Origin of the sequence: Pseudomonas ekonensis (assembly GCF_019145435.1) — a bacterium.
In the GTDB taxonomy this organism is placed as follows: Bacteria; Pseudomonadota; Gammaproteobacteria; order Pseudomonadales; family Pseudomonadaceae; genus Aquipseudomonas; species Aquipseudomonas ekonensis.
The window spans coordinates 996,375-1,014,811 of sequence record NZ_JAHSTS010000002.1; the positions used below are offsets into that span (position 1 = coordinate 996,375).

The following is an 18,437-nucleotide window of genomic DNA, read 5'->3' on the forward strand; positions in this document are numbered from 1 at the left end:
ATCGTCCCTCGCGTCCTACAGAAGAATCGCCCCACCCATGGATTTCAAACAGCTCTGGCTCAACGCCCAAGACCTCTTCGGCGCCCTCGAACAGCACCCGATCCTGCACGCCGGCCTGGCCCTGGTGCTGCTGCTGGTGATCGCCCTGGTGCTCGGACGGGTGGCGCGCTACCTGATCCTGCACGCCAGCCGCATGCTCGGGCGCCAGCCGGCGCTGCACTGGATCAACGATTTCCGGCACAACAAGGTGTTCCAGCGCCTGGCCCAGATGACGCCGTCGCTGGTGATCCAGTTCGGCCTGCACCTGGTGCCGGAACTGAGCAAGGCCGCGACGGTGTTCCTGGGCAACGTCGCCCTGGCGTTCACCATCCTGTTCCTGATGCTGGCGGTCAGCGCCCTGCTCAACGCGCTGCTGGACATCTACGCGCGCACCGAACACGCCCGCACCCGCTCGATCAAGGGTTACGTGCAACTGGCGAAAATGGTCTTGTACGTGTTCGGCGCGATCATCATCGTCGCCACCCTGATCGACCGTTCGCCGCTGTTGCTGCTGTCCGGCCTGGGTGCGATGTCGGCGGTGATCCTGTTGGTCTACAAGGACACCCTGCTGTCGTTCGTGGCCAGCGTGCAACTGACCAGCAACGACATGCTGCGGGTCGGCGACTGGATCGAAATGCCCCAGGTCGGCGCCGACGGCGATGTGGTGGACATCACCCTGCACACGGTCAAGGTGCAGAATTTCGACAAGACCATCGTCTCGATCCCGACCTGGCGGCTGATGTCCGAGTCGTTTCGCAACTGGCGCGGCATGCAGCAGTCCGGCGGACGGCGGATCAAGCGCAGCCTGTTCATCGACGCCAGCGGCGTGCGCTTCATTCGTGACGATGAAGAAGAGAAACTCTCCCAGGTGCACCTGCTGACCGCTTACATGGGCCGCAAGAAAGCCGAGCTAAAGGCCTGGAACGAGGCGCAGGGCAACGTCGCGGCGATGTCGGCCAACCGCCGGCGGATGACCAACATCGGCACCTTTCGCGCCTATGCGCTGGCCTATCTGAAAAGCCACCCGGAGATCCAGCCGAACATGACCTGCATGGTTCGGCAGATGCAGACCACGGCGCAGGGCATTCCGCTGGAAATCTATTGCTTTACCACCACCACGGTCTGGGCCGATTACGAGCGGATCCAGGGGGATATCTTCGATTACCTGCTGGCGGTGCTGCCGGAGTTCGGGTTGAGCCTGTATCAGCAGCCCAGTGGCGGGGATTTGCGTAGCGGGTTGTTGCCGGCGGTGCTGGGTTCGGCGCATGTTCCTGAACCCGAAAAACACCTGATGTAACCCACCATCCCCGTAGGAGCGAGCCTGCTCGCGATTGCAGCCTGTCAGTCAGCCCTTCATCGACTGACCGACCGCCATCGCGAGCAGGCTCGCTCCCACCGGGGAACGTCAGTGCGCGACCAGCGGCCTGCGCACGCCCAACCGGCTGATCCACACCGCCCCCAGGATCACCGCTCCACCGAGGAACAGGCGGCCCAGATCCTCGTCCAGATTCCAGATCAGCAAGTTCATCAGCAGCCCCACCGGCACATGCAGGTTGTTCATCACCGCCAGCGTGCCGCCGTTGACCAGGCACGCGCCCTTGTTCCACCAATAGATGCCCAACGCCGTCGAGACCAGGCCGAGGAACAGCAACACGGCCCATTGCAGCGGTGCTTCAGGCAGGAAGTTGGCTTTGCCGAACAGCAGGAATGCCGGCAAGACCACCACCAGCGCGCCAATGAAGAAGAAGCCGAAGCGCCGGTAATGCGGCAGATCGCTGGGGTGTTTCGCCACCAGATGTTTGTACATCACCTGCCCGGCGGCATAGGTGAAGTTGGCCAGTTGCAGCAGCAGGAAGCCCATGAAGAAGTCCCCGGCGATGTTGTCGAAGCGAATGATCGCCGCACCGGTCACCGCCACCAGCGCGGCCACCAGTGCCCACGGGTTGAAGCGTCGGTTGAGGGCATCCTCGATCAGCGTCACGTGCAACGGCGTGAGGATGGTGAACAGCAGCACTTCCGGCACCGTCAGCACGCGAAAGCTCAGGTACAGGCACACGTAGGTGATGCCGAACTGCAGCGCGCCGATCAGCAGCATGCCGCGCATGAACGCCGGCTCCACCGAACGCCAGCGGGTCAGCGGGATGAACACCAGCCCGGCCAGCACCACCCGCACCAGCACCGCGAAGTAGCTGTCGACGTGACCGGCCAGGTATTCGCCGATCAGATTGAAGGAAAACGCCTGGATCAGCGTGACAAACAGTAGATAGCCCATGGTCGCCTCGAATTCGAATGGCGGCGACGATAGCGTTTTTTGCATTTCGCAACCAACACATATCCCTTGTAGGAGCGAGCCTGCTCGCGATAGCGCTGGGTCAGATACGTACAAGTCGACTGACACACCGCTATCGCGAGCAGGCTCGCTCCTACAGCGGATATGCAGGCCATTAAACCGCAGGCAAAAAAAAGCCCGATCTCGCTAAGGCGTTCAATCGGGCTACAGCACTCAGGAGCACAAGTGCAAAGGGAGGTTCGATGCGCGTGGAGCCTTGAAGGGTTGCGCCGGATCAATAGACCACCCGGGGATTATCCGGCGATTAACGGCTCAGGCGACCTGGGCCAGTTTGGCGTTGGCCTGGTTCAGGCCCTTCTCCTGGAAGTCGCCGCCCAGGTTCATGCCTTCGGCGTGGATGAAGGTCACGTCGTGGATGCCGATGAAGCCCATCACCTGGCGCAGGTACGGTTCCTGGTGGTCGGCAGGGCCGCCGGCGTAGACGCCGCCGCGGGCGGTCAGGACAAAGGCGCGCTTGCCGCTGAGCAGGCCCTGGGGGCCGGTTTCGGTGTACTTGAAGGTCACGCCGGCGCGCAGCACGTGGTCGAGCCAGGCCTTGAGGGTGCTCGGGATCGCGAAGTTGTACATCGGAGCGGCCATCACCAGCACGTCGGCGGCCAGCAGTTCGTCGGTCAGCGCGTTGGAGCGCTCCAGCGAAGCCTGTTCGTTGGCGTTGCGCTGATCGGCGGGTTTCATCCAGCCGCCCAGCAGGTTGCTGTCCAGGTGCGGCACGGGGTTCACGGCGAGGTCACGCACGGTGATCTGATCGTTGGGGTGCGCAGCTTTCCATTGGTTGATGAAGGTCTGGGTCAGTTGACGGGAAACCGAGTCTTGCTGGCGGGCGCTGCTTTCGATGATCAGAACGCGGGACATGGTGTGTAGCCTCCATCCGAGAATGTTGTAAGTCGATGGAGTGAAGCTTAAACAGGGTCGTATCGATGAAAAAGCGCAAATAATTGCTGCAAAGCATCGAATTATTCGTTTAGATGCACCTGTTTACCTTTGCAGGAGTGAGCCTGCCCGCGATAGCAGTGTGTCAGCCAACACGTAAACATCTGATACAGCGCATCGCGAGCAGGCTCGCTCCTACGGGGATCAGCGCTACTTCGGGGTGCAGCTCAGCTGGATGCGCAGCTTGATGATGGTGCGGGTGAACTTGGCCGTGGCGTTCTTGTGCTTGCCGGCGGCCACGTCGATGTTGCGGGTGCGCGGCGCCTCCGGGCCGTTGATGAAGCGCACCTTGCAGGTCGCGTCGACGTCGCCGTAGTTGTTCACCTGAATGGAGCCGATGTCGTTGTCGGTGTCGTAGGTGTTGTAGTCGATCTTCAGGCCGTTGAGGTCCTTTTCCACCTCGATCGGGTACGCAAACGCCGTCAGCGGCAACAGCGCCAGCAACACACAACAGAATTTTTTCATTCGGCAGTCTCCAATGGGGACGGCCAGCTTAGGACAAGAGGAGCTATTGATGAAAGCGCCCCGCGTGACCCTTGATCAATGGCGCACGTTGCAGGCCGTGGTCGACCACGGCGGATTCGCCCAGGCCGCCGAGGCCCTGCACCGTTCGCAGTCGTCGGTGAGCTACACCGTCGCGCGCATGCAGGACCAGCTCGGCGTGCCGCTGCTGCGCATCGACGGGCGCAAGGCCGTGCTCACCGAAGCCGGCGGCGTGCTGCTGCGCCGTTCGCGGCAACTGGTCAAACAGGCCAGCCAACTGGAAGACCTCGCCCATCACATGGAACAAGGCTGGGAGGCGGAAGTGCGCCTGGTGGTGGACGCCGCCTACCCCACCGCCCGCCTGGTCCGCGCCCTGACCGCGTTCATGCCGCAGAGCCGCGGCTGCCGCGTGCGTCTGCGTGAGGAGGTGCTGTCGGGCGTCGAGGAGGTGTTGCTCGAAGGTGTGGCCGATCTGGCGATCACCGGCCTGAGCATTCCCGGCTACCTCGGCGCGGAGTTGAGCGACGTGGAATTCGTTGCCGTCGCCCACCCCGAACACGCCCTGCATCGACTGAACCGTGAACTGAATTTCCAGGACCTGGAAACCCAGATGCAAGTGGTGATCCGCGACTCCGGCCGCCAGCAACCCCGGGACGTCGGCTGGCTCGGCGCCGAGCAGCGCTGGACTGTCGGCAGCCTCGCCACCGCCGCCAATTTCGTCTCCAGCGGACTGGGCTTTGCCTGGTTGCCACGGCACATGATCGAACGGGAATTGAAGGAAGGCCTGCTCAAGCTGCTACCGTTGGATCAGGGCGGCAGCCGCAATCCGAGTTTCTATCTGTATTCGAACAAGGACAAACCGCTGGGGCCGGCCTCGCAGATTCTCGTCGAACTGTTGCGCACCTTCGACACCTTGCCGCTGGACGCACCGTTCGCCGCCCCCGAACAAGCCTGACACGGAGTCCCCCGATGGCCTATTTCGAGCATGAAGGCTGCAACCTGCACTACGAGGAATACGGCCACGGCACGCCGTTGCTGCTGGTCCACGGGCTCGGTTCCAGTACCCTGGACTGGGAAATGCAGATCCCGGCGCTGTCCGCGCACCATCGGGTGATCGTCCCGGACGTGCGCGGCCACGGCCGCTCGGACAAACCCCGGGAGCGCTACAGCATCGCCGGCTTCAGCGCCGACCTGCTGGCGCTCATCGAGCACCTGAACCTGGAGGCGGTGCATTACGTCGGCCTGTCCATGGGCGGGATGATCGGCTTCCAGTTCGCCGTCGACCATCCGCAACGGCTCAAGAGCCTGACCATCGTCAACAGCGCCCCGCAGGTCAAACTGCGCAGCCGCGACGACTACTGGCAGTGGCTCAAGCGCTGGAGCCTGATGCGCGTGCTCAGCCTCGCCACCATCGGCAAGGCCCTGGGCGCCAAACTGTTCCCCAAACCGGAGCAGGCGCAATTGCGACAGAAGATGGCCGAACGCTGGGCAAGGAACGACAAACGTGCTTATCTCGCCAGCTTCGATGCCATCGTCGGCTGGGGCGTTCAGGAACGACTGTCGAAGGTCACCTGTCCAACCCTCGTCGTCAGCGCCGACCGGGACTACACCCCCGTCTCGCTGAAAGAATCCTATGTGAAACTGCTGCCCGACGCGCAGCTGGCAGTGATCGCCGATTCGCGCCACGCCACCCCGCTCGATCAGCCCGAACGCTTCAATCAAACGCTGCTGGCGTTCCTCGCCGCAGCCGACAACCACCCTCAGGACCTCTGACCCATGCTGAAAAAAATCGCCCTCGCCGCAGGCTCCGTGCTGTTCGCCGCCAACCTGATGGCGGCCACCCCGGCCAAGGCGCCGCACGTGCTGCTGGACACCTCCAACGGCCAGATCGAGATCGAACTGGATCCGGTCAAGGCGCCGGTCACCACCAAGAACTTCCTGGAATACGTCGACAGCGGCTTCTACACCAACACCATCTTCCACCGCGTGATCCCGGGCTTCATGGCCCAGGGCGGCGGATTCACCCAGCAGATGCAGCAGAAGGACACCAAGGCCCCGATCAAGAACGAGGCGAGCAACGGCCTGCACAACGTGCGCGGCACCCTGTCGATGGCGCGCACCTCCGACCCGAACTCGGCCACCAGCCAGTTCTTCATCAACGTGGCCGACAATGCCTTCCTCGATCCGGGCCGCGACGCCGGCTACGCCGTGTTCGCCAAAGTGGTCAAGGGCATGGACGTGGTCGACATCATCGTCAACTCCCGCACCACCACCAAACAAGGCATGCAGAACGTGCCGGTCGACCCTGTGATCATCAAGTCGGCCAAGCGCATCGACTAAGCTGTACAGGGCATGACGAGCGGCCGCCACCGACGGCGCGCCGCTCACACCGATAAAAGGAGAGCCCGCACGCCGGGCGAGTTATCCGATGCTCTATCGCCGTTTCGAACAACTGATCGACATTTTCCGCGACGCCCCCACGGCGGCCCCGCCGAACCGCGTCCTGCCCTTCTACACCTATTACCTGAAGCAGGTCTGGCCGAGCTTCGCCGCCCTGCTGGTCATCGGCCTGTTCGGCGCACTGATCGAAGTGGCGCTGTTCAGCTACCTGAGCCGCATCATCGATCTTGCCCAAGGCACGCCGAACGTCGATTTCTTCAAGATCCACGGCGCGGAACTGGCCTGGATGGCCGTGGTGGCGCTGCTCCTGCGCCCGCTGTTCCTGGCCCTGCACGACATGCTGGTGCACCAGACCCTGAGCCCGAGCATGACCAGCCTGATCCGCTGGCAGAACCACAGCTACGTGCTCAAGCAGAGCCTGAACTTCTTCCAGAACGACTTCGCCGGCCGCATCGCCCAGCGCATCATGCAGACCGGCAACTCGCTGCGCGACTCCGCCGTGCAGGCGGTGGACGCGCTGTGGCACGTGGTGATCTACGCGATCAGTTCCCTGGTGCTGTTCGCCGAGGCCGACTGGCGCCTGATGATCCCGCTGCTGACGTGGATCGCCGCCTACATCGGCGCGCTCTACTACTTCGTGCCAAGGGTCAAGGACCGCGCGGTGGCGGCCTCCGACGCACGCTCCAAGCTGATGGGGCGGATCGTCGACGGCTACACCAACATCGCCACCCTCAAGCTGTTCGCCCATACCAACTTCGAGCAGCACTACGCCCGCGAAGCCATCCAGGAACAGACCGAAAAAGCCCAGCTGGCGGGCCGCGTGGTCACCAGCATGGACGTGGCCATCACCACGATGAACGGCCTGCTGATCGTCGGCACCACGGCGCTGGCCCTGTGGCTGTGGACGCAGTCGCTGATCACGGTCGGCGCGATCGCCCTGGCCACCGGCCTTGTGATCCGCATCGTCAACATGTCCGGGTGGATCATGTGGGTGGTCACCGGCATCTTCGAAAACATCGGCATGGTGCAGGACGGCCTGCAGACCATCGCGCAACCGGTCAGCGTCACCGACCACGCCCAGGCCAGGCCGCTGGACGTGGCCCGTGGCGAAGTGCGCTTCGAGCACGTGGATTTCCACTACGGCAAGAAGAAAAGCATCATCGGCGACCTCAACCTGACCATCCGGCCCGGCGAGAAGATCGGCCTGATCGGGCCGTCCGGCGCAGGCAAGTCGACGCTGGTCAATCTGCTGCTGCGCCTGTACGACGTCGAGGCCGGGCGCATCCTGATCGACGGCCAGAACATCGCCGAAGTCGGCCAGGAAAGCCTGCGCGCACGGATCGGCATGATCACCCAGGACACGTCGTTGCTGCACCGCTCGATCCGCGACAACCTGCTCTACGGCAAGCCCGACGCCACCGACGAAGAACTCTGGGAGGCGGTGCGCAAAGCCCGGGCCGACGAGTTCATTCCGCTGCTGTCCGACGCCGAGGGGCGCACCGGGTTCGACGCCCATGTCGGCGAGCGCGGCGTCAAGCTGTCCGGCGGCCAGCGCCAGCGCATCGCGATCGCCCGCGTCCTGCTCAAGGACGCGCCGATCCTGATCATGGACGAAGCCACTTCGGCGCTGGACTCGGAAGTCGAGGCGGCGATCCAGGAAAGCCTGGAGACCCTGATGCAGGGCAAGACCGTGATCGCCATCGCCCACCGCCTCTCGACCATCGCCCGGATGGACCGGCTGGTGGTGCTGGAGAACGGCAGGATCGCCGAAAGCGGCAGCCATGCCGAACTGCTGGCCCATGGCGGCCTGTATGCGCGGCTGTGGCGCCACCAGACGGGCGGGTTCGTCGGCATCGACTGACCGACCCCGGAGCCTGGGGCCGTGGCGGGGGTGCGTGCTCCCGCCAGACAGCGAAGCTGTCCCAATCGGGACACCCGTCAAGCCGAGCATTGTGATTGCGACTGCTTCGCAGCCAAGCGGGAGCAAGCTCCCCCGCCACAGCAGGCGGGGGCTGGACATCTGCGCAACGCCTGCTGTACTGAGACAAGGCTCCGGCGTGGAACCTGTCGTAATTCTGAAAGGACTCGCAACCCGTTTCAGTCTCGATAGCACGCCTATCAAGGACATTCCCATGTCTCTGTTCAAACGTTCGGTCACGGAGTTGTTAGGTACGTTCTGGCTGGTGCTGGGCGGTTGCGGCAGCGCGGTGATCGCCGCGTCCCCGCCCACGGGCATCGGCGTGCTGGGGGTGGCCCTGGCCTTCGGCCTGACGGTGCTGACCATGGCATTCGCCATCGGCCACATCAGCGGTTGCCACCTCAATCCGGCCGTGTCGCTGGGCCTGACCGTCGGCGGCCGGTTCCCGGCCAAGGAGCTGCCCGCCTACATCGTCGCCCAGGTGATCGGCGCCATCATCGCGGCGGCGCTGATCGCCTGGATCGCCAGCGGCAAGGAAGGCTTCGACATCGCCGGCGGCCTGGCCTCCAACGGCTACGGCGAGCACTCTCCCGGCCACTATTCAATGGCCGCCGGGTTCGTCACCGAGCTGGTGATGACCGCCCTGTTCGTGGTGATCATCCTCGGCGCCACCGACCGGCGCGCGCCGGCGGGCCTGGCGCCGATCGCCATCGGCCTGGCCCTGACCCTGATCCACCTGATCTCGATCCCGGTCACCAACACCTCGGTGAACCCGGCCCGCAGCACGGGGCCGGCGCTGATGGCGGGCGGCTGGGCCATCGCGCAACTGTGGATGTTCTGGGTGGCGCCGCTGCTCGGCGCCGTGGTGGGCGGGGTGATTTATCGCTGGCTGGGCCATGACGATAGCTGACTCACACCTTTTCTTTGCAGGAGCGAGCCTGCTCGCGATAGCGGTTTGCCAATCACTATCGTTGACCACTGATCCACCGCCATCGCGGGCAGGCTCGCTCCTACAAGGGATCTGTCAGGCCTGGCGGTAGGGCAAGGCGGCCCGCGCCTCTTCGGCGTAGGCCAGCACCCCGGCGCGTTCCTGGCGCAGGAAGTCCTTCACGGCCGCCTTCAGGCCGGGGTGGCGCAGGTAGTGCCAGGAGCGGGTGATCACCGGCTCGAATCCGCGAATCAGCTTGTGCTCGCCCTGGGCGCCGGCATCGAAGCGCTGAAAGCCCTCGGCGATGGCGTAGTCCATGCCCTGGTAGAAACAGGTCTCGAAATGCAGGCGATCGAACTCCGCCAGGCAACCCCAGTAACGGCCATAGAAGCTGTCGCCACCGACCAGGCTGAAGGCCATCGCCACCGGCCTTGAACCCTGTTTGGCCAGCACCACGCGGATGGCCTCGGGCATGCGTTCGGCCAGCAGGCTGAAGAACGCCCGGGTCAGGTACGGTGCTTGCCGCCGCACGGCGTAGGTGTTGGCGTAACAGGCGTAGACGAAATCCCATTGCGCCTCGTCCAACTCCCGCCCCTCCAGCCATTGGAAGCTGAAGCCCTGCCCCGCCACCTGCTCGCGCTCCTTGCGCATCTGCTTGCGCTTGCGCGAACTGAGCCCGTCGAGAAAGTCCTGGAAATCCCGGTAGCCGCGGTTCTGCCAGTGGTACTGGCAGCCGATGCGCTGCAGCCAGCCCGGCTGTTCGGCCATGGCCGCGTCGGTGAACGGATCGGTGAAGTTGATGTGGGCGCTGGAGAGCCCTTCGATCTCCAGGTAACCCGGTAGGCTCTTGAGCAGTTCGAAGCCGTCCTCGACCGACGCCGCCAACAGCCGCGGGCCGCTGACCGGGCTGAACGGCACGGCCACCAGCAGCTTGGGGTAGTAGTCGATGCCGGCCCGGGCGCAGGCATCGGCCCAGCCGTGATCGAACACGTACTCGCCGTAGGAGTGCCACTTGCGGTAGGCGGGCAGCGCAGCGATCAGCCGGTCGTTTTCGACGTGCAGCAGATGCTCCGCTTGCCAGCCCGTGTGCGCGCCGACGCTGCCGCTCTCCTCCAGCGCCGCGAGGAAACCATGGCGCAGGAACGGCTGGTTCTCCGGCACCAGCGCATCCCAGTCGGCGGATGCGATTTGCGACAGTTCGTGCAGGCGTTGCAGCGGCATTTTCCTCTCCGGTTCGGGGCGTGACAGCCCGCCGAGTATCGCCGATCGGCCTGTCGTTGCACACGTTGAAATCGGCGACAGCGCTCTGGCCCGATAGTTCAGGGCGGTTTTGTATCGTCACGAACCTGCCATCACTGTGCCACTGCTCTGTCATAAACCGTCGCGATACTGGCGCCTGTTTTTAGAGCGCCGGGTTCTACCCGGACACTGTTTTCCGACCGTCAAACCGTCGGTTGTGCCCAGGATGGCTTCGCCATCCCCTCTCATCTTCGGAGATTGCTATGCGTCTTGCTTCCACGAAAACTGCGGCGGCCCTGTGCGGTGGCCTGCTGCTGGCCATGAGTGTTCCGGCCAGTGCCGCGGTCGACGCCAAACTGCTCGACATGCTCAAGGCCAACGGTTCGATCACCCAGGCGCAGTACATCGAACTGCAGACCGAGCTGGCCAAGGACCAGAAGGCCCAGCAAATCGCCCAGCAGGCGCAGCAAGAGACCAACGAACAAGTGGCCGCCGTCGCGAAGAAGGCCAACGAACAGAGCGCCTTCGACCAGAAGCTGGCGTGGGCCGCCAAGACCCAGTTCAAGGGTGACGTGCGCATCCGCCAGGAAACCGTCAAGATCGACGGCGAGTCGAACAACGGCGGCCGCGACAAGGACCGTCAGCGCATCCGTGCCCGCCTGGGCGCCTACAGCGAAATCAACCCGCAGGTGGACACCGGCATCCGCATCGCCACCGGCGGCGGCGACGACGCCCGCTCCACCAACCAGGACATGGACAACTACTTCGACAAGAAGCAGATCTGGCTGGACCTGGGCTACATCGACTACCACCCGGACGCCATCAAGAACCTGCACGTGATCGGCGGCAAGATGCTGCAGCCGTGGGTCAGCATGGGCGACGTGATCTGGGACAGCGACATCAACCCCGAAGGCCTGGCCGTCACCTACAAATACCCGTTGGGCAGCAGTGCCGAACTGTTCGGCAGCCTGGGCAACTACACCCTCAAGGACAACGTCGACGGCGAAGGCGTGCAGTTCCGCCACGACCTGCGCCTGACCGCCGGCCAACTGGGCAGCCGCTTCGCCATCACCGACAACCTGAAACTGACCCTGGGCGGCAGCGTCTACGCCTACCAGAACGACGAAGACAGCCGCTGCACCGGCACCTCCACCCCGTGCGCCCTGTCGGTCAACGGCAACTCGGCCAACAACCAGTTCCGCCTGTACGAAGGCTTCAGCCAGATCGACATCGGCGGCCTGCCGATGCCGCTGTCGTTCTACGGCCAGTACGTGAAGAACAACGATGCGGTGACCGATGCGGACACCGCATGGCTGGTGGGCGCCAAGTCGAAGGTCTTCGGCCTGAACCTGGACTACAACTACCGCGACGTGCAGCGCGACGCCGTGGTCGGCGCCTTCACCGACTCGGACTTCGCCAACGGCACCACCGGCTCCCGCGGCCACAAGTTCAAGGTCGGTTACGACATCGACAAGAACTTCGCCATCGGCGCCACGTACTTCCTGACCAAGGCCGACTTCTCCAGCCGCACCCAGCGCGACGCAGACACCAACACCCTGCAGTTGGACGCGGAAGCGAAGTTCTAAAGAAACAGCGACAAGCCTTGAGCCTCAAGCTGCAAGTCGAATGCCTCGACTTGCAGCCGAAGCCTGCGGCCTGGAGCTTGCGACTCAAGCCCGGTGCGGGCGGGACGATCCCCATCATCCGTTCGTGTCATCCGCACCGTGCCGTCCCCCTACCTGTGGCGAGGGAGCTTGCTCCCTCGCCACAGTGTTTTTGTCAGGAACGATCCTTCTGACGTTGCGCCGCCAGGCGCTCGGCCAACGCGTCCACGCCCTCCTCAGGCTTGGGCGGCATGGCCCGCAGCGTCGCCTGCATCAGCCGCATCTGACGGATGAACCGCCGGCAATTGCGGCAGAACATCAGGTGATGACGCACCATCAGCTTCTCGCGAAAGCTCAGCCGGCCATCGAGATAATCGCTGGATCGCGCCACTTGCTCCTTGCAGGTCAGCATTCTCCGGTCTCCTCAAAATGTTCCACGGTCGCAAAGACCTTCAAACGTGCCCGATGCAGCAGCACGCGGACATTGGAGAGCGAGATGTCCAGAAGATTACAGATATCCTCCAGCTCCAGGCCTTGTTGCTCGCGCAACGTCAACACGCTGCCCTGCAGCTGCGAAAGGCTTTGCAGGGTGTGCTCCAGACAGTCACGCAGTTCGCTCTCGGTCAGCAAGGCCTCGGGAGTGTCATGGTGCCAGGCGAACGGCGCCGCCCGCCAATGGCCGTCGCCCGGTGAGAAGCGGTCGTCATCGAGGGTGCCGTGCGGCGCCGGCAAATCGTCCAGCAGCACCTCGCGGCGGTTGCGCTTGTAGCGGCTCTTGGCCGAATTGGCGGTGATGGTCAGCAGCCAGGTCTTGAGGCTGGAGCGGCCCTCGAAACTGCCGAGATGGCGCACCACCGACAGCCAGGCATCCTGCACCACTTCCTCGACATGACGCTGGCCGACGATGGCATAGGCCACGGCGCGCATGGCGCTCTGGTAGGTCGAGACCAGTTCCTTGAAAGCCTTTTGCTCGCCGGCCAGCAAACGCGCCAGCAATTGGGTGTCGTCAACCGCCATCCATCAATCCCCTTGTCCCGGTTCCGAAAATGACGGCGGCAGGATCTCTCCTGCCGCCACTTTCGAAAATTACAGCGTTCGCGCTGATCCGGATGCAGGAAACTTCAGCGCGATTAAGAGGAAATGAAACGTCCCTTAACGCTTGCGCAGAATCACGCTGCCGATCGAATAGCCGGCACCGAACGAACTCAGCACCGCCAGCGAACCGGCCGCCAGGTCGTCCTGGTGCTTGTGGAACGCGATCACGGAACCGGCGGAGCTGGTGTTGGCGTAGGTGTCGAGGATCACCGGCGCCTCTTCTTCGGTGGCTTCGCGGCCCAGCAGCTTGCGCACGATCAGGTGATTCATGCTCAGGTTGGCCTGGTGCAGCCAGAAGCGCTTCACGTCGCCGACGTTGAGCTTGTTCTCTTCCAGGTGCTCGCCGATCAGCTCGGCCACCATCGGGCAGACGTCCTTGAACACCTTGCGGCCTTCCTGCACGAACAGCTTGTCGCGGGCGCCGACGCCCTCTTCCGCCGCGCGGTTGAGGAAGCCGAAGTTGTTGCGGATGTTGTTGGAGAACTTGGTCAGCAGCTTGGTGCTGACCACGTCGAACTGGTGCTTGGAGGTCGCAAGGTCGGCGCGCTCGATGACCACGGCGGTGGCGGCGTCGCCGAAGATGAAGTGGCTGTCGCGGTCACGGAAGTTCAGGTGGCCGGTGCAGACTTCCGGGTTGACCATCAGGATCGCCCGGGCCTGGCCCAGCTGCACGCTGTTGGCGGCGGCCTGGATGCCGAAGGTGGCGGACGAGCAGGCCACGTTCATGTCGAAGCCGAAGCCCTGGATGCCCAGCGCTTCCTGGACTTCGATGGCGATGGCCGGATAGGCGCGCTGCAGGTTGGAGCAGGCGACGATCACGCCGTCGATGTCGGCGGCGGTCTTGCCGGCGCGCTGCAGGGCCTGCTCGGCGGCGGCGGTGGCCATCTGGCAGAGCACCGACCATTCGTCGTTGGAACGCTCCGGCAGGCGCGGTGTCATGCGCGAAGGGTCGAGGATGCCGTCCTTGTCCATGACGAAGCGGCTCTTGATGCCGGAGGCTTTCTCGATGAACGCGGCGCTGGATTCGGTCAGGGCCTGGATCTCGCCGCGGGCGATGGCATCGGCGTTGTCGGCGTTGAACTGCGCAACGTAGGTGTTGAACGAGTTCACCAGTTCTTCGTTGGAGATGCTGTTGGCCGGGGTGTACAGGCCGGTGCCGCTGATGACGACGTTATGCATGGTCGTTTCTCTGATCTGTTCAGGCAGAAAGTGCTGGCACCGACGTGCCAACACGCAAAGGGTCTATTCCCGTCCGGTAGACGCAAAAACCGGGTGACGCTTTATTGCGCAGCGCATCCTGCGCCGGAGGCTCTAGGCCGTGAATCCGGCGTTTATGGTCGCGAAGTGTGCCATAAACCCAAGGTTTTGGCCTCTGTCCCACGCACAACGGACGATTGGCTGTGAGAGCGAGCCTGCCCGCGACGAGGGACTGTCAGACAATCGGTCAATCGTTGCCTGATGCTCCGTCATCGCGAGCAGGCTCGCGCCCGAAGGCTAGGCCTCGACCTGCGTCCACTGTTTGTTCAGGCGCTTGTCGGACACCGGCACCTTCGTCCCCAACTGCTGGGCGAACAGCGAAACCCGGTATTCCTCCAGCCACCAGCGGTACAGCTCCAACTGCGGATCGCGCTTGCCTTCCTGGGCGTGCTTGGCGGCGCGGGTCTGGTACTGCGTCCAGAGGCCGGCCAGCTCGCCGCTCCACACCCGGTCCTTCTGCACCTGGGCACCGAGCTTCTCGAACCGCTGCTCGACCGCCTTGAGGTAGCGCGGCAGTTCCTTGAGCCACAGCATCGGCGTTTCCCGCACGAAGCCCGGATACACCAACTGGCTGAGCTGCTGCTTGATGTCGTTCAGCGCGACGGCCTGGGCCAGGTCGATCTTGCCCTTGAAGCGTTTTTGCAGGCCGTGCCACAGCTTGAGGATCTCCAGCACCAGGCGCGCCACCCGTTCGGCATGCTCGGTCCAGGCGCCGCGCTTGCGCTCGGCCAGCGCCGCCAGACCGGCGCCGTCCCGGGGCAGCGGGTCTTCGCCCTCGAGGATGCAGGTGTCGAGGCTGGCCAGCAGGATGTCCTCGACCAGCGCCTCCACCCGCCCCAGTTCGCGGTACAGCAGGCCCAGCTCGGTCAGCCCCGGCAGCTTGCCGCGCAGGAACTTGGCCGGCTCGGCCAACTGTTGCAGCAACAGCCGCTGCAACGCACGGCGGTGCCGGAACTCGGCTTCGGCCGGCGTCGAGAAACGCCCTTCCTTGACCGTGCCGCCCTCTTCCACCAGCGCCGGGTACACCGTCATCGACAGCCCGGCGATCTTCTGCCGGGTCTTTTCCGCCACCGGCGCAAAGACCTTGGCCTCCACCGGCTGCTGCGCCTTGGCGCTCTGCGGCACGGCCAGCGCCGCTTGGCTGGCTTCGGCGAAACGCGCGGTGAGCTCGGCCAGGTCACGCCCTTCGCCGAGGAACTTGCCCTGGCCGTCGACGATTTCCAGGTTCATCCGCAGATGCCCTTCGACCTGCTGTCCGGCTTCGGCCCAGGCTTCGTCGCTGACCCGCGCACCGGTCATGCGCAGCAGTTCGCGGCCCAGGGCCTGGGGCAACGAGCCCTCGGCGAAAGCCATGCGCTGCAGCGCGGCCCTGACGAAGTCCGGCACCGGCACGAAGTTCTTGCGCAGGGCCTTGGGCAAGTTGCGCACCAGCGCAATGCACTTGGCTTCGATCAGCCCCGGCACCAGCCATTCCAGGCGCTCCGGCGGCAGCATCGGCAACAGCGGCGCCGGCACCCGCAGGGTCACGCCGTCGCGGGGGTGGTTAGGCTCGAAGTGATAACTGAGCGCCAGCTCCAGGTCGCCGATGTGCAGGGTGTCCGGGTAGTCCCGCGCGGTGACTTCGCTGGCCTCGCGGGCCAGCACGTCCTCTTCGCGCATGATCAGCAGTTGCGGATCCTTCTGGCTGTTGACCCGGTACCAACTGTCGAACGTGGCGGTCTGGTGAATCTCCGCCGGCAGGCGTGCGTCGTAGAAGGCGTACAGGGTCTCTTCGTCGGCCAGGATGTCGCGGCGCCGGGCCTTGGCCTCCAGTTCGTCGAGCTGCTCCAGCAGCTGCTTGTTCGCCGTCAGGCACTTGGCCCGGGACTGGATCTCCCCGCGCACCAGCCCTTCGCGGATGAACAGTTCCCGCGAGACCACCGGATCCACCGGGCCGTAATGCACCGGGCGGCGGCCGACCACGATCAGGCCGAACAGGGTGATCTGCTCGAACGCGATCACCTGGCCGCGCTTCTTCTCCCAGTGCGGTTCGAAGTGGTTCTTCTTGATCAGGTGCCCGGCCAAAGGCTCGATCCAGTCGGCATCGATCTTGGCCACCATCCGCGCGTAGAGCTTGGTGGTCTCCACCAGTTCGGCGGCCATCACCCACTGCGGGCGCTTCTTGCCGATCCCGGACGACGGGTGGATCCAGAAACGCCGCTGCCGGGCGCCGAGGTAATCGCCCTCTTCGGTCTTCTGGCCGATCTGGCTGAGCAGGCCCACCAGCACCGCCTTGTGGAACTTCGCGAAGTCCGCCGGCTCCTTGTTCAGGCTCAGCTGAAGGTCGCGGCAGATCAGGCTCAGTTGCCGATGGGCGTCGCGCCATTCGCGCAGGCGCAGGTAATTGAGGAAATTCTTGCGGCACCAGTTGCGCAGCGGGCTCGCGGTCAGCGCCTGGCGCTGCTCCTCGAAGCCGCGCCACAGGTTGACCAGCGCCGCGAAGTCCGAATCGGCGTCCTTCCACTGCGCGTGGGCCTGGTCGGCGGCCTGCTGGCGCTCCGGCGGACGTTCGCGCGGATCCTGCACCGACATGGCGCTGGCCACGATCAGCACTTCCTGAAGGCTGCCCAGGCGCGCCGCTTCCAGCAGCATGCGGCCCATGCGCGGATCCACCGGCAGGCGCGCCAGTTGGCGGCCGATCGGGGTCAGCTGATTGTTGCGGTCCACCGCCGACAGCTCTTGCAGCAGGTTGAAGCCGTCGCTGATCGCCTTGCCGTCCGGCGGCTCGATGAACGGGAACGCGGTGATGTCGCCGAGGCGCAGATGGAGCATCTGCAGAATCACCGCGGCCAGGTTGGTGCGCAGGATCTCGGGGTCGGTGAATTCCGGCCGGCCGAGGAAGTCCTCTTCGCTGTACAGGCGCACGCAGATGCCCGGCTCGACCCGCCCGCAACGGCCCTTGCGCTGGTTGGCGCTGGCCTGGGAAACCGCCTCGACGGGCAGGCGCTGCACTTTGGCGCGGTAGCTGTAGCGGCTGATGCGGGCGGTGCCGCTGTCGATCACGTAACGGATGCCCGGCACGGTCAGCGAGGTTTCGGCGACGTTGGTCGCCAGCACCACGCGCCGGCCCGGGTGGGACTGGAAGATCCGCTGCTGCTCGGCCGGCGACAGGCGCGCGTACAGCGGCAGGATTTCGGTGTGCTTGAGCTGGGCCTTGCGCAGCATTTCGGCGGCGTCGCGGATCTCCCGCTCGCCCGGCAGGAACACCAGCACATCGCCGGGGCTGCGGCGCTCGCTGCGCTCGTAGGCGGCGATTTCGTCGAGGGTGGCGAGGATCGCCTGATCCACGGTCAGGTCGTCTTCGACCCGGTTGCCCTCTTCGTCCTGCTCCAGGGTCAGCGGGCGGTACCAGGTCTCCACCGGGAAGGTGCGGCCGGAGACTTCCACGATCGGCGCATCGTCGAAGTGCCTGGAGAAGCGCTCCAGGTCGATGGTCGCCGAGGTGATGATGACCTTCAGGTCCGGACGGCGCGGCAGCAGGGTCTTCAGGTAGCCCAGCAGGAAATCGATGTTGAGGCTGCGTTCGTGGGCCTCGTCGACGATGATCGTGTCGTAGCGTTCCAGGTAACGGTCGTTCTGGGTCTCCGCCAGCAGGATGCCGTCGGTCATCAGTTTGATCAGGGTGTTGGAATCGCTCTGGTCCTCGAACCGCACCTGATAGCCGACCAGCGCGCCCAGCGGCGTGCCGAGTTCTTCGGCGACCCGGCTGGCGACGCTGCGCGCGGCGATCCGGCGGGGCTGGGTGTGGCCGATGAGGCCGTGCCGGCCGCGGCCGATCTCCAGGCAGATCTTCGGCAACTGGGTGGTTTTGCCCGAGCCGGTCTCGCCGGCGATGATCAGCACCTGATGCTGTTCAAGCGCCTTTTTGATCTCGTCACGCTTGGCGGCGATGGGCAGGCTGTCGTCGTAGCGGATCGCAGGCACGCTGGCCTTGCGCGCCAGCACCTGGTCGCAGGACGCCTGCATGCGCGCGACCCACTGGGCCAGCTTGGCCTCGTCGGGTTTCTTGCGCTGCTCAAGCAACTGCCGGCGCAACCGGTGGCGGTCGGCGAGCATGGCGTGGTCGAGGTTCTTCAGCAGTTTGTCGATGGAGGGCGATTCGTCGGTCATCGGGTACGCAATTCGGTAGTCTGGTGGCGCAAGGGGGCGATTGTC

Annotated in this window: 15 protein-coding genes; 7 read left to right on the plus strand and 8 right to left on the minus strand. The window is 64.6% G+C overall.

The window, feature by feature from the left end:
• The first annotated feature begins 37 nt into the window (after positions 1-37).
• Positions 38-1,336, plus strand: coding sequence for a mechanosensitive ion channel family protein (locus KVG96_RS17490; RefSeq protein WP_217893220.1), 1,299 nt, complete (start codon positions 38-40; stop codon positions 1,334-1,336).
• 108 nt (positions 1,337-1,444) lie between these two features.
• Here the strand turns inward: KVG96_RS17490 and KVG96_RS17495 are convergent, their stop codons facing one another.
• From KVG96_RS17495 to KVG96_RS17505, 3 genes are all read right to left on the minus strand, one after another.
• The gene (locus KVG96_RS17495) at positions 1,445-2,311 is read right to left on the minus strand and encodes a carboxylate/amino acid/amine transporter (protein WP_217893221.1); all 867 of its coding nucleotides are present in this window, start codon (positions 2,309-2,311) and stop codon (positions 1,445-1,447) included.
• Between the two features lie 330 nt (positions 2,312-2,641).
• The gene (locus KVG96_RS17500; RefSeq protein ID WP_217893222.1) at positions 2,642-3,241 is read right to left on the minus strand and encodes an FMN-dependent NADH-azoreductase; all 600 of its coding nucleotides are present in this window, start codon (positions 3,239-3,241) and stop codon (positions 2,642-2,644) included.
• A 228-nt stretch (positions 3,242-3,469) separates the two neighbouring features.
• Positions 3,470-3,784: a 3-phosphoglycerate kinase gene (locus tag KVG96_RS17505; protein WP_217893223.1), complete on the minus strand. Its 315-nt coding sequence runs from the start codon at positions 3,782-3,784 to the stop codon at positions 3,470-3,472.
• Between the two features lie 49 nt (positions 3,785-3,833).
• Here KVG96_RS17505 and KVG96_RS17510 point away from each other — a divergent pair, with 49 nt between their 5' ends.
• The 5 genes from KVG96_RS17510 (at position 3,834) to aqpZ (ending at position 9,030) form a co-directional block, all read left to right on the plus strand.
• Positions 3,834-4,757, plus strand: a complete 924-nt coding sequence (locus tag KVG96_RS17510; protein ID WP_065258273.1) for a PA3225 family LysR-type transcriptional regulator — start codon at positions 3,834-3,836, stop codon at positions 4,755-4,757.
• 14 nt (positions 4,758-4,771) lie between these two features.
• Positions 4,772-5,575 carry an alpha/beta fold hydrolase gene (locus KVG96_RS17515; RefSeq protein ID WP_217893224.1) on the plus strand — a complete coding sequence of 268 codons (804 nt, stop codon included), beginning with the start codon at positions 4,772-4,774 and terminating at the stop codon, positions 5,573-5,575.
• A gap of 3 nt (positions 5,576-5,578) precedes the next feature.
• On the plus strand, positions 5,579-6,142 hold the full coding sequence (locus tag KVG96_RS17520) for a peptidylprolyl isomerase (protein ID WP_217893225.1): 564 nt from the start codon (positions 5,579-5,581) through the stop codon (positions 6,140-6,142).
• An 88-nt stretch (positions 6,143-6,230) separates the two neighbouring features.
• Positions 6,231-8,063 (plus strand): ABC transporter ATP-binding protein, encoded by a 1,833-nt coding sequence (locus KVG96_RS17525; RefSeq protein ID WP_217893226.1) that lies wholly within the window; start codon positions 6,231-6,233, stop codon positions 8,061-8,063.
• A gap of 271 nt (positions 8,064-8,334) precedes the next feature.
• Entirely contained in the window at positions 8,335-9,030 is a 696-nt protein-coding gene (gene aqpZ / locus KVG96_RS17530; protein WP_217893227.1) for an aquaporin Z, read from the plus strand.
• Positions 9,031-9,144: 114 nt separating this feature from the next.
• On the opposite strand, the gene KVG96_RS17535 is transcribed toward aqpZ, so the two are convergent.
• The gene (locus KVG96_RS17535; RefSeq protein WP_217893228.1) at positions 9,145-10,269 is read right to left on the minus strand and encodes a GNAT family N-acetyltransferase; all 1,125 of its coding nucleotides are present in this window, start codon (positions 10,267-10,269) and stop codon (positions 9,145-9,147) included.
• A gap of 281 nt (positions 10,270-10,550) precedes the next feature.
• Between KVG96_RS17535 and KVG96_RS17540 the strand changes: the two genes are divergently transcribed.
• The gene (locus KVG96_RS17540) at positions 10,551-11,873 is read left to right on the plus strand and encodes a putative porin (RefSeq protein ID WP_085585019.1); all 1,323 of its coding nucleotides are present in this window, start codon (positions 10,551-10,553) and stop codon (positions 11,871-11,873) included.
• Positions 11,874-12,066: 193 nt separating this feature from the next.
• On the opposite strand, the gene KVG96_RS17545 is transcribed toward KVG96_RS17540, so the two are convergent.
• The 4 genes from KVG96_RS17545 to hrpA all read right to left on the minus strand — a co-directional run bounded on the left by KVG96_RS17545 (position 12,067) and on the right by hrpA (position 18,392).
• On the minus strand, positions 12,067-12,303 hold the full coding sequence (locus KVG96_RS17545; protein WP_217893229.1) for an anti-sigma factor family protein: 237 nt from the start codon (positions 12,301-12,303) through the stop codon (positions 12,067-12,069).
• Positions 12,297-12,908 carry an RNA polymerase sigma factor gene (locus KVG96_RS17550; protein ID WP_217893230.1) on the minus strand — a complete coding sequence of 204 codons (612 nt, stop codon included), beginning with the start codon at positions 12,906-12,908 and terminating at the stop codon, positions 12,297-12,299. The genes KVG96_RS17545 and KVG96_RS17550 overlap by 7 nt, the downstream gene beginning before the upstream one ends.
• A gap of 135 nt (positions 12,909-13,043) precedes the next feature.
• Positions 13,044-14,165, minus strand: coding sequence for a beta-ketoacyl-ACP synthase III (locus tag KVG96_RS17555; protein WP_217893231.1), 1,122 nt, complete (start codon positions 14,163-14,165; stop codon positions 13,044-13,046).
• 315 nt (positions 14,166-14,480) lie between these two features.
• Positions 14,481-18,392, minus strand: a complete 3,912-nt coding sequence (gene hrpA / locus KVG96_RS17560; RefSeq protein WP_217893232.1) for an ATP-dependent RNA helicase HrpA — start codon at positions 18,390-18,392, stop codon at positions 14,481-14,483.
• Positions 18,393-18,437 lie beyond the last annotated feature (45 nt).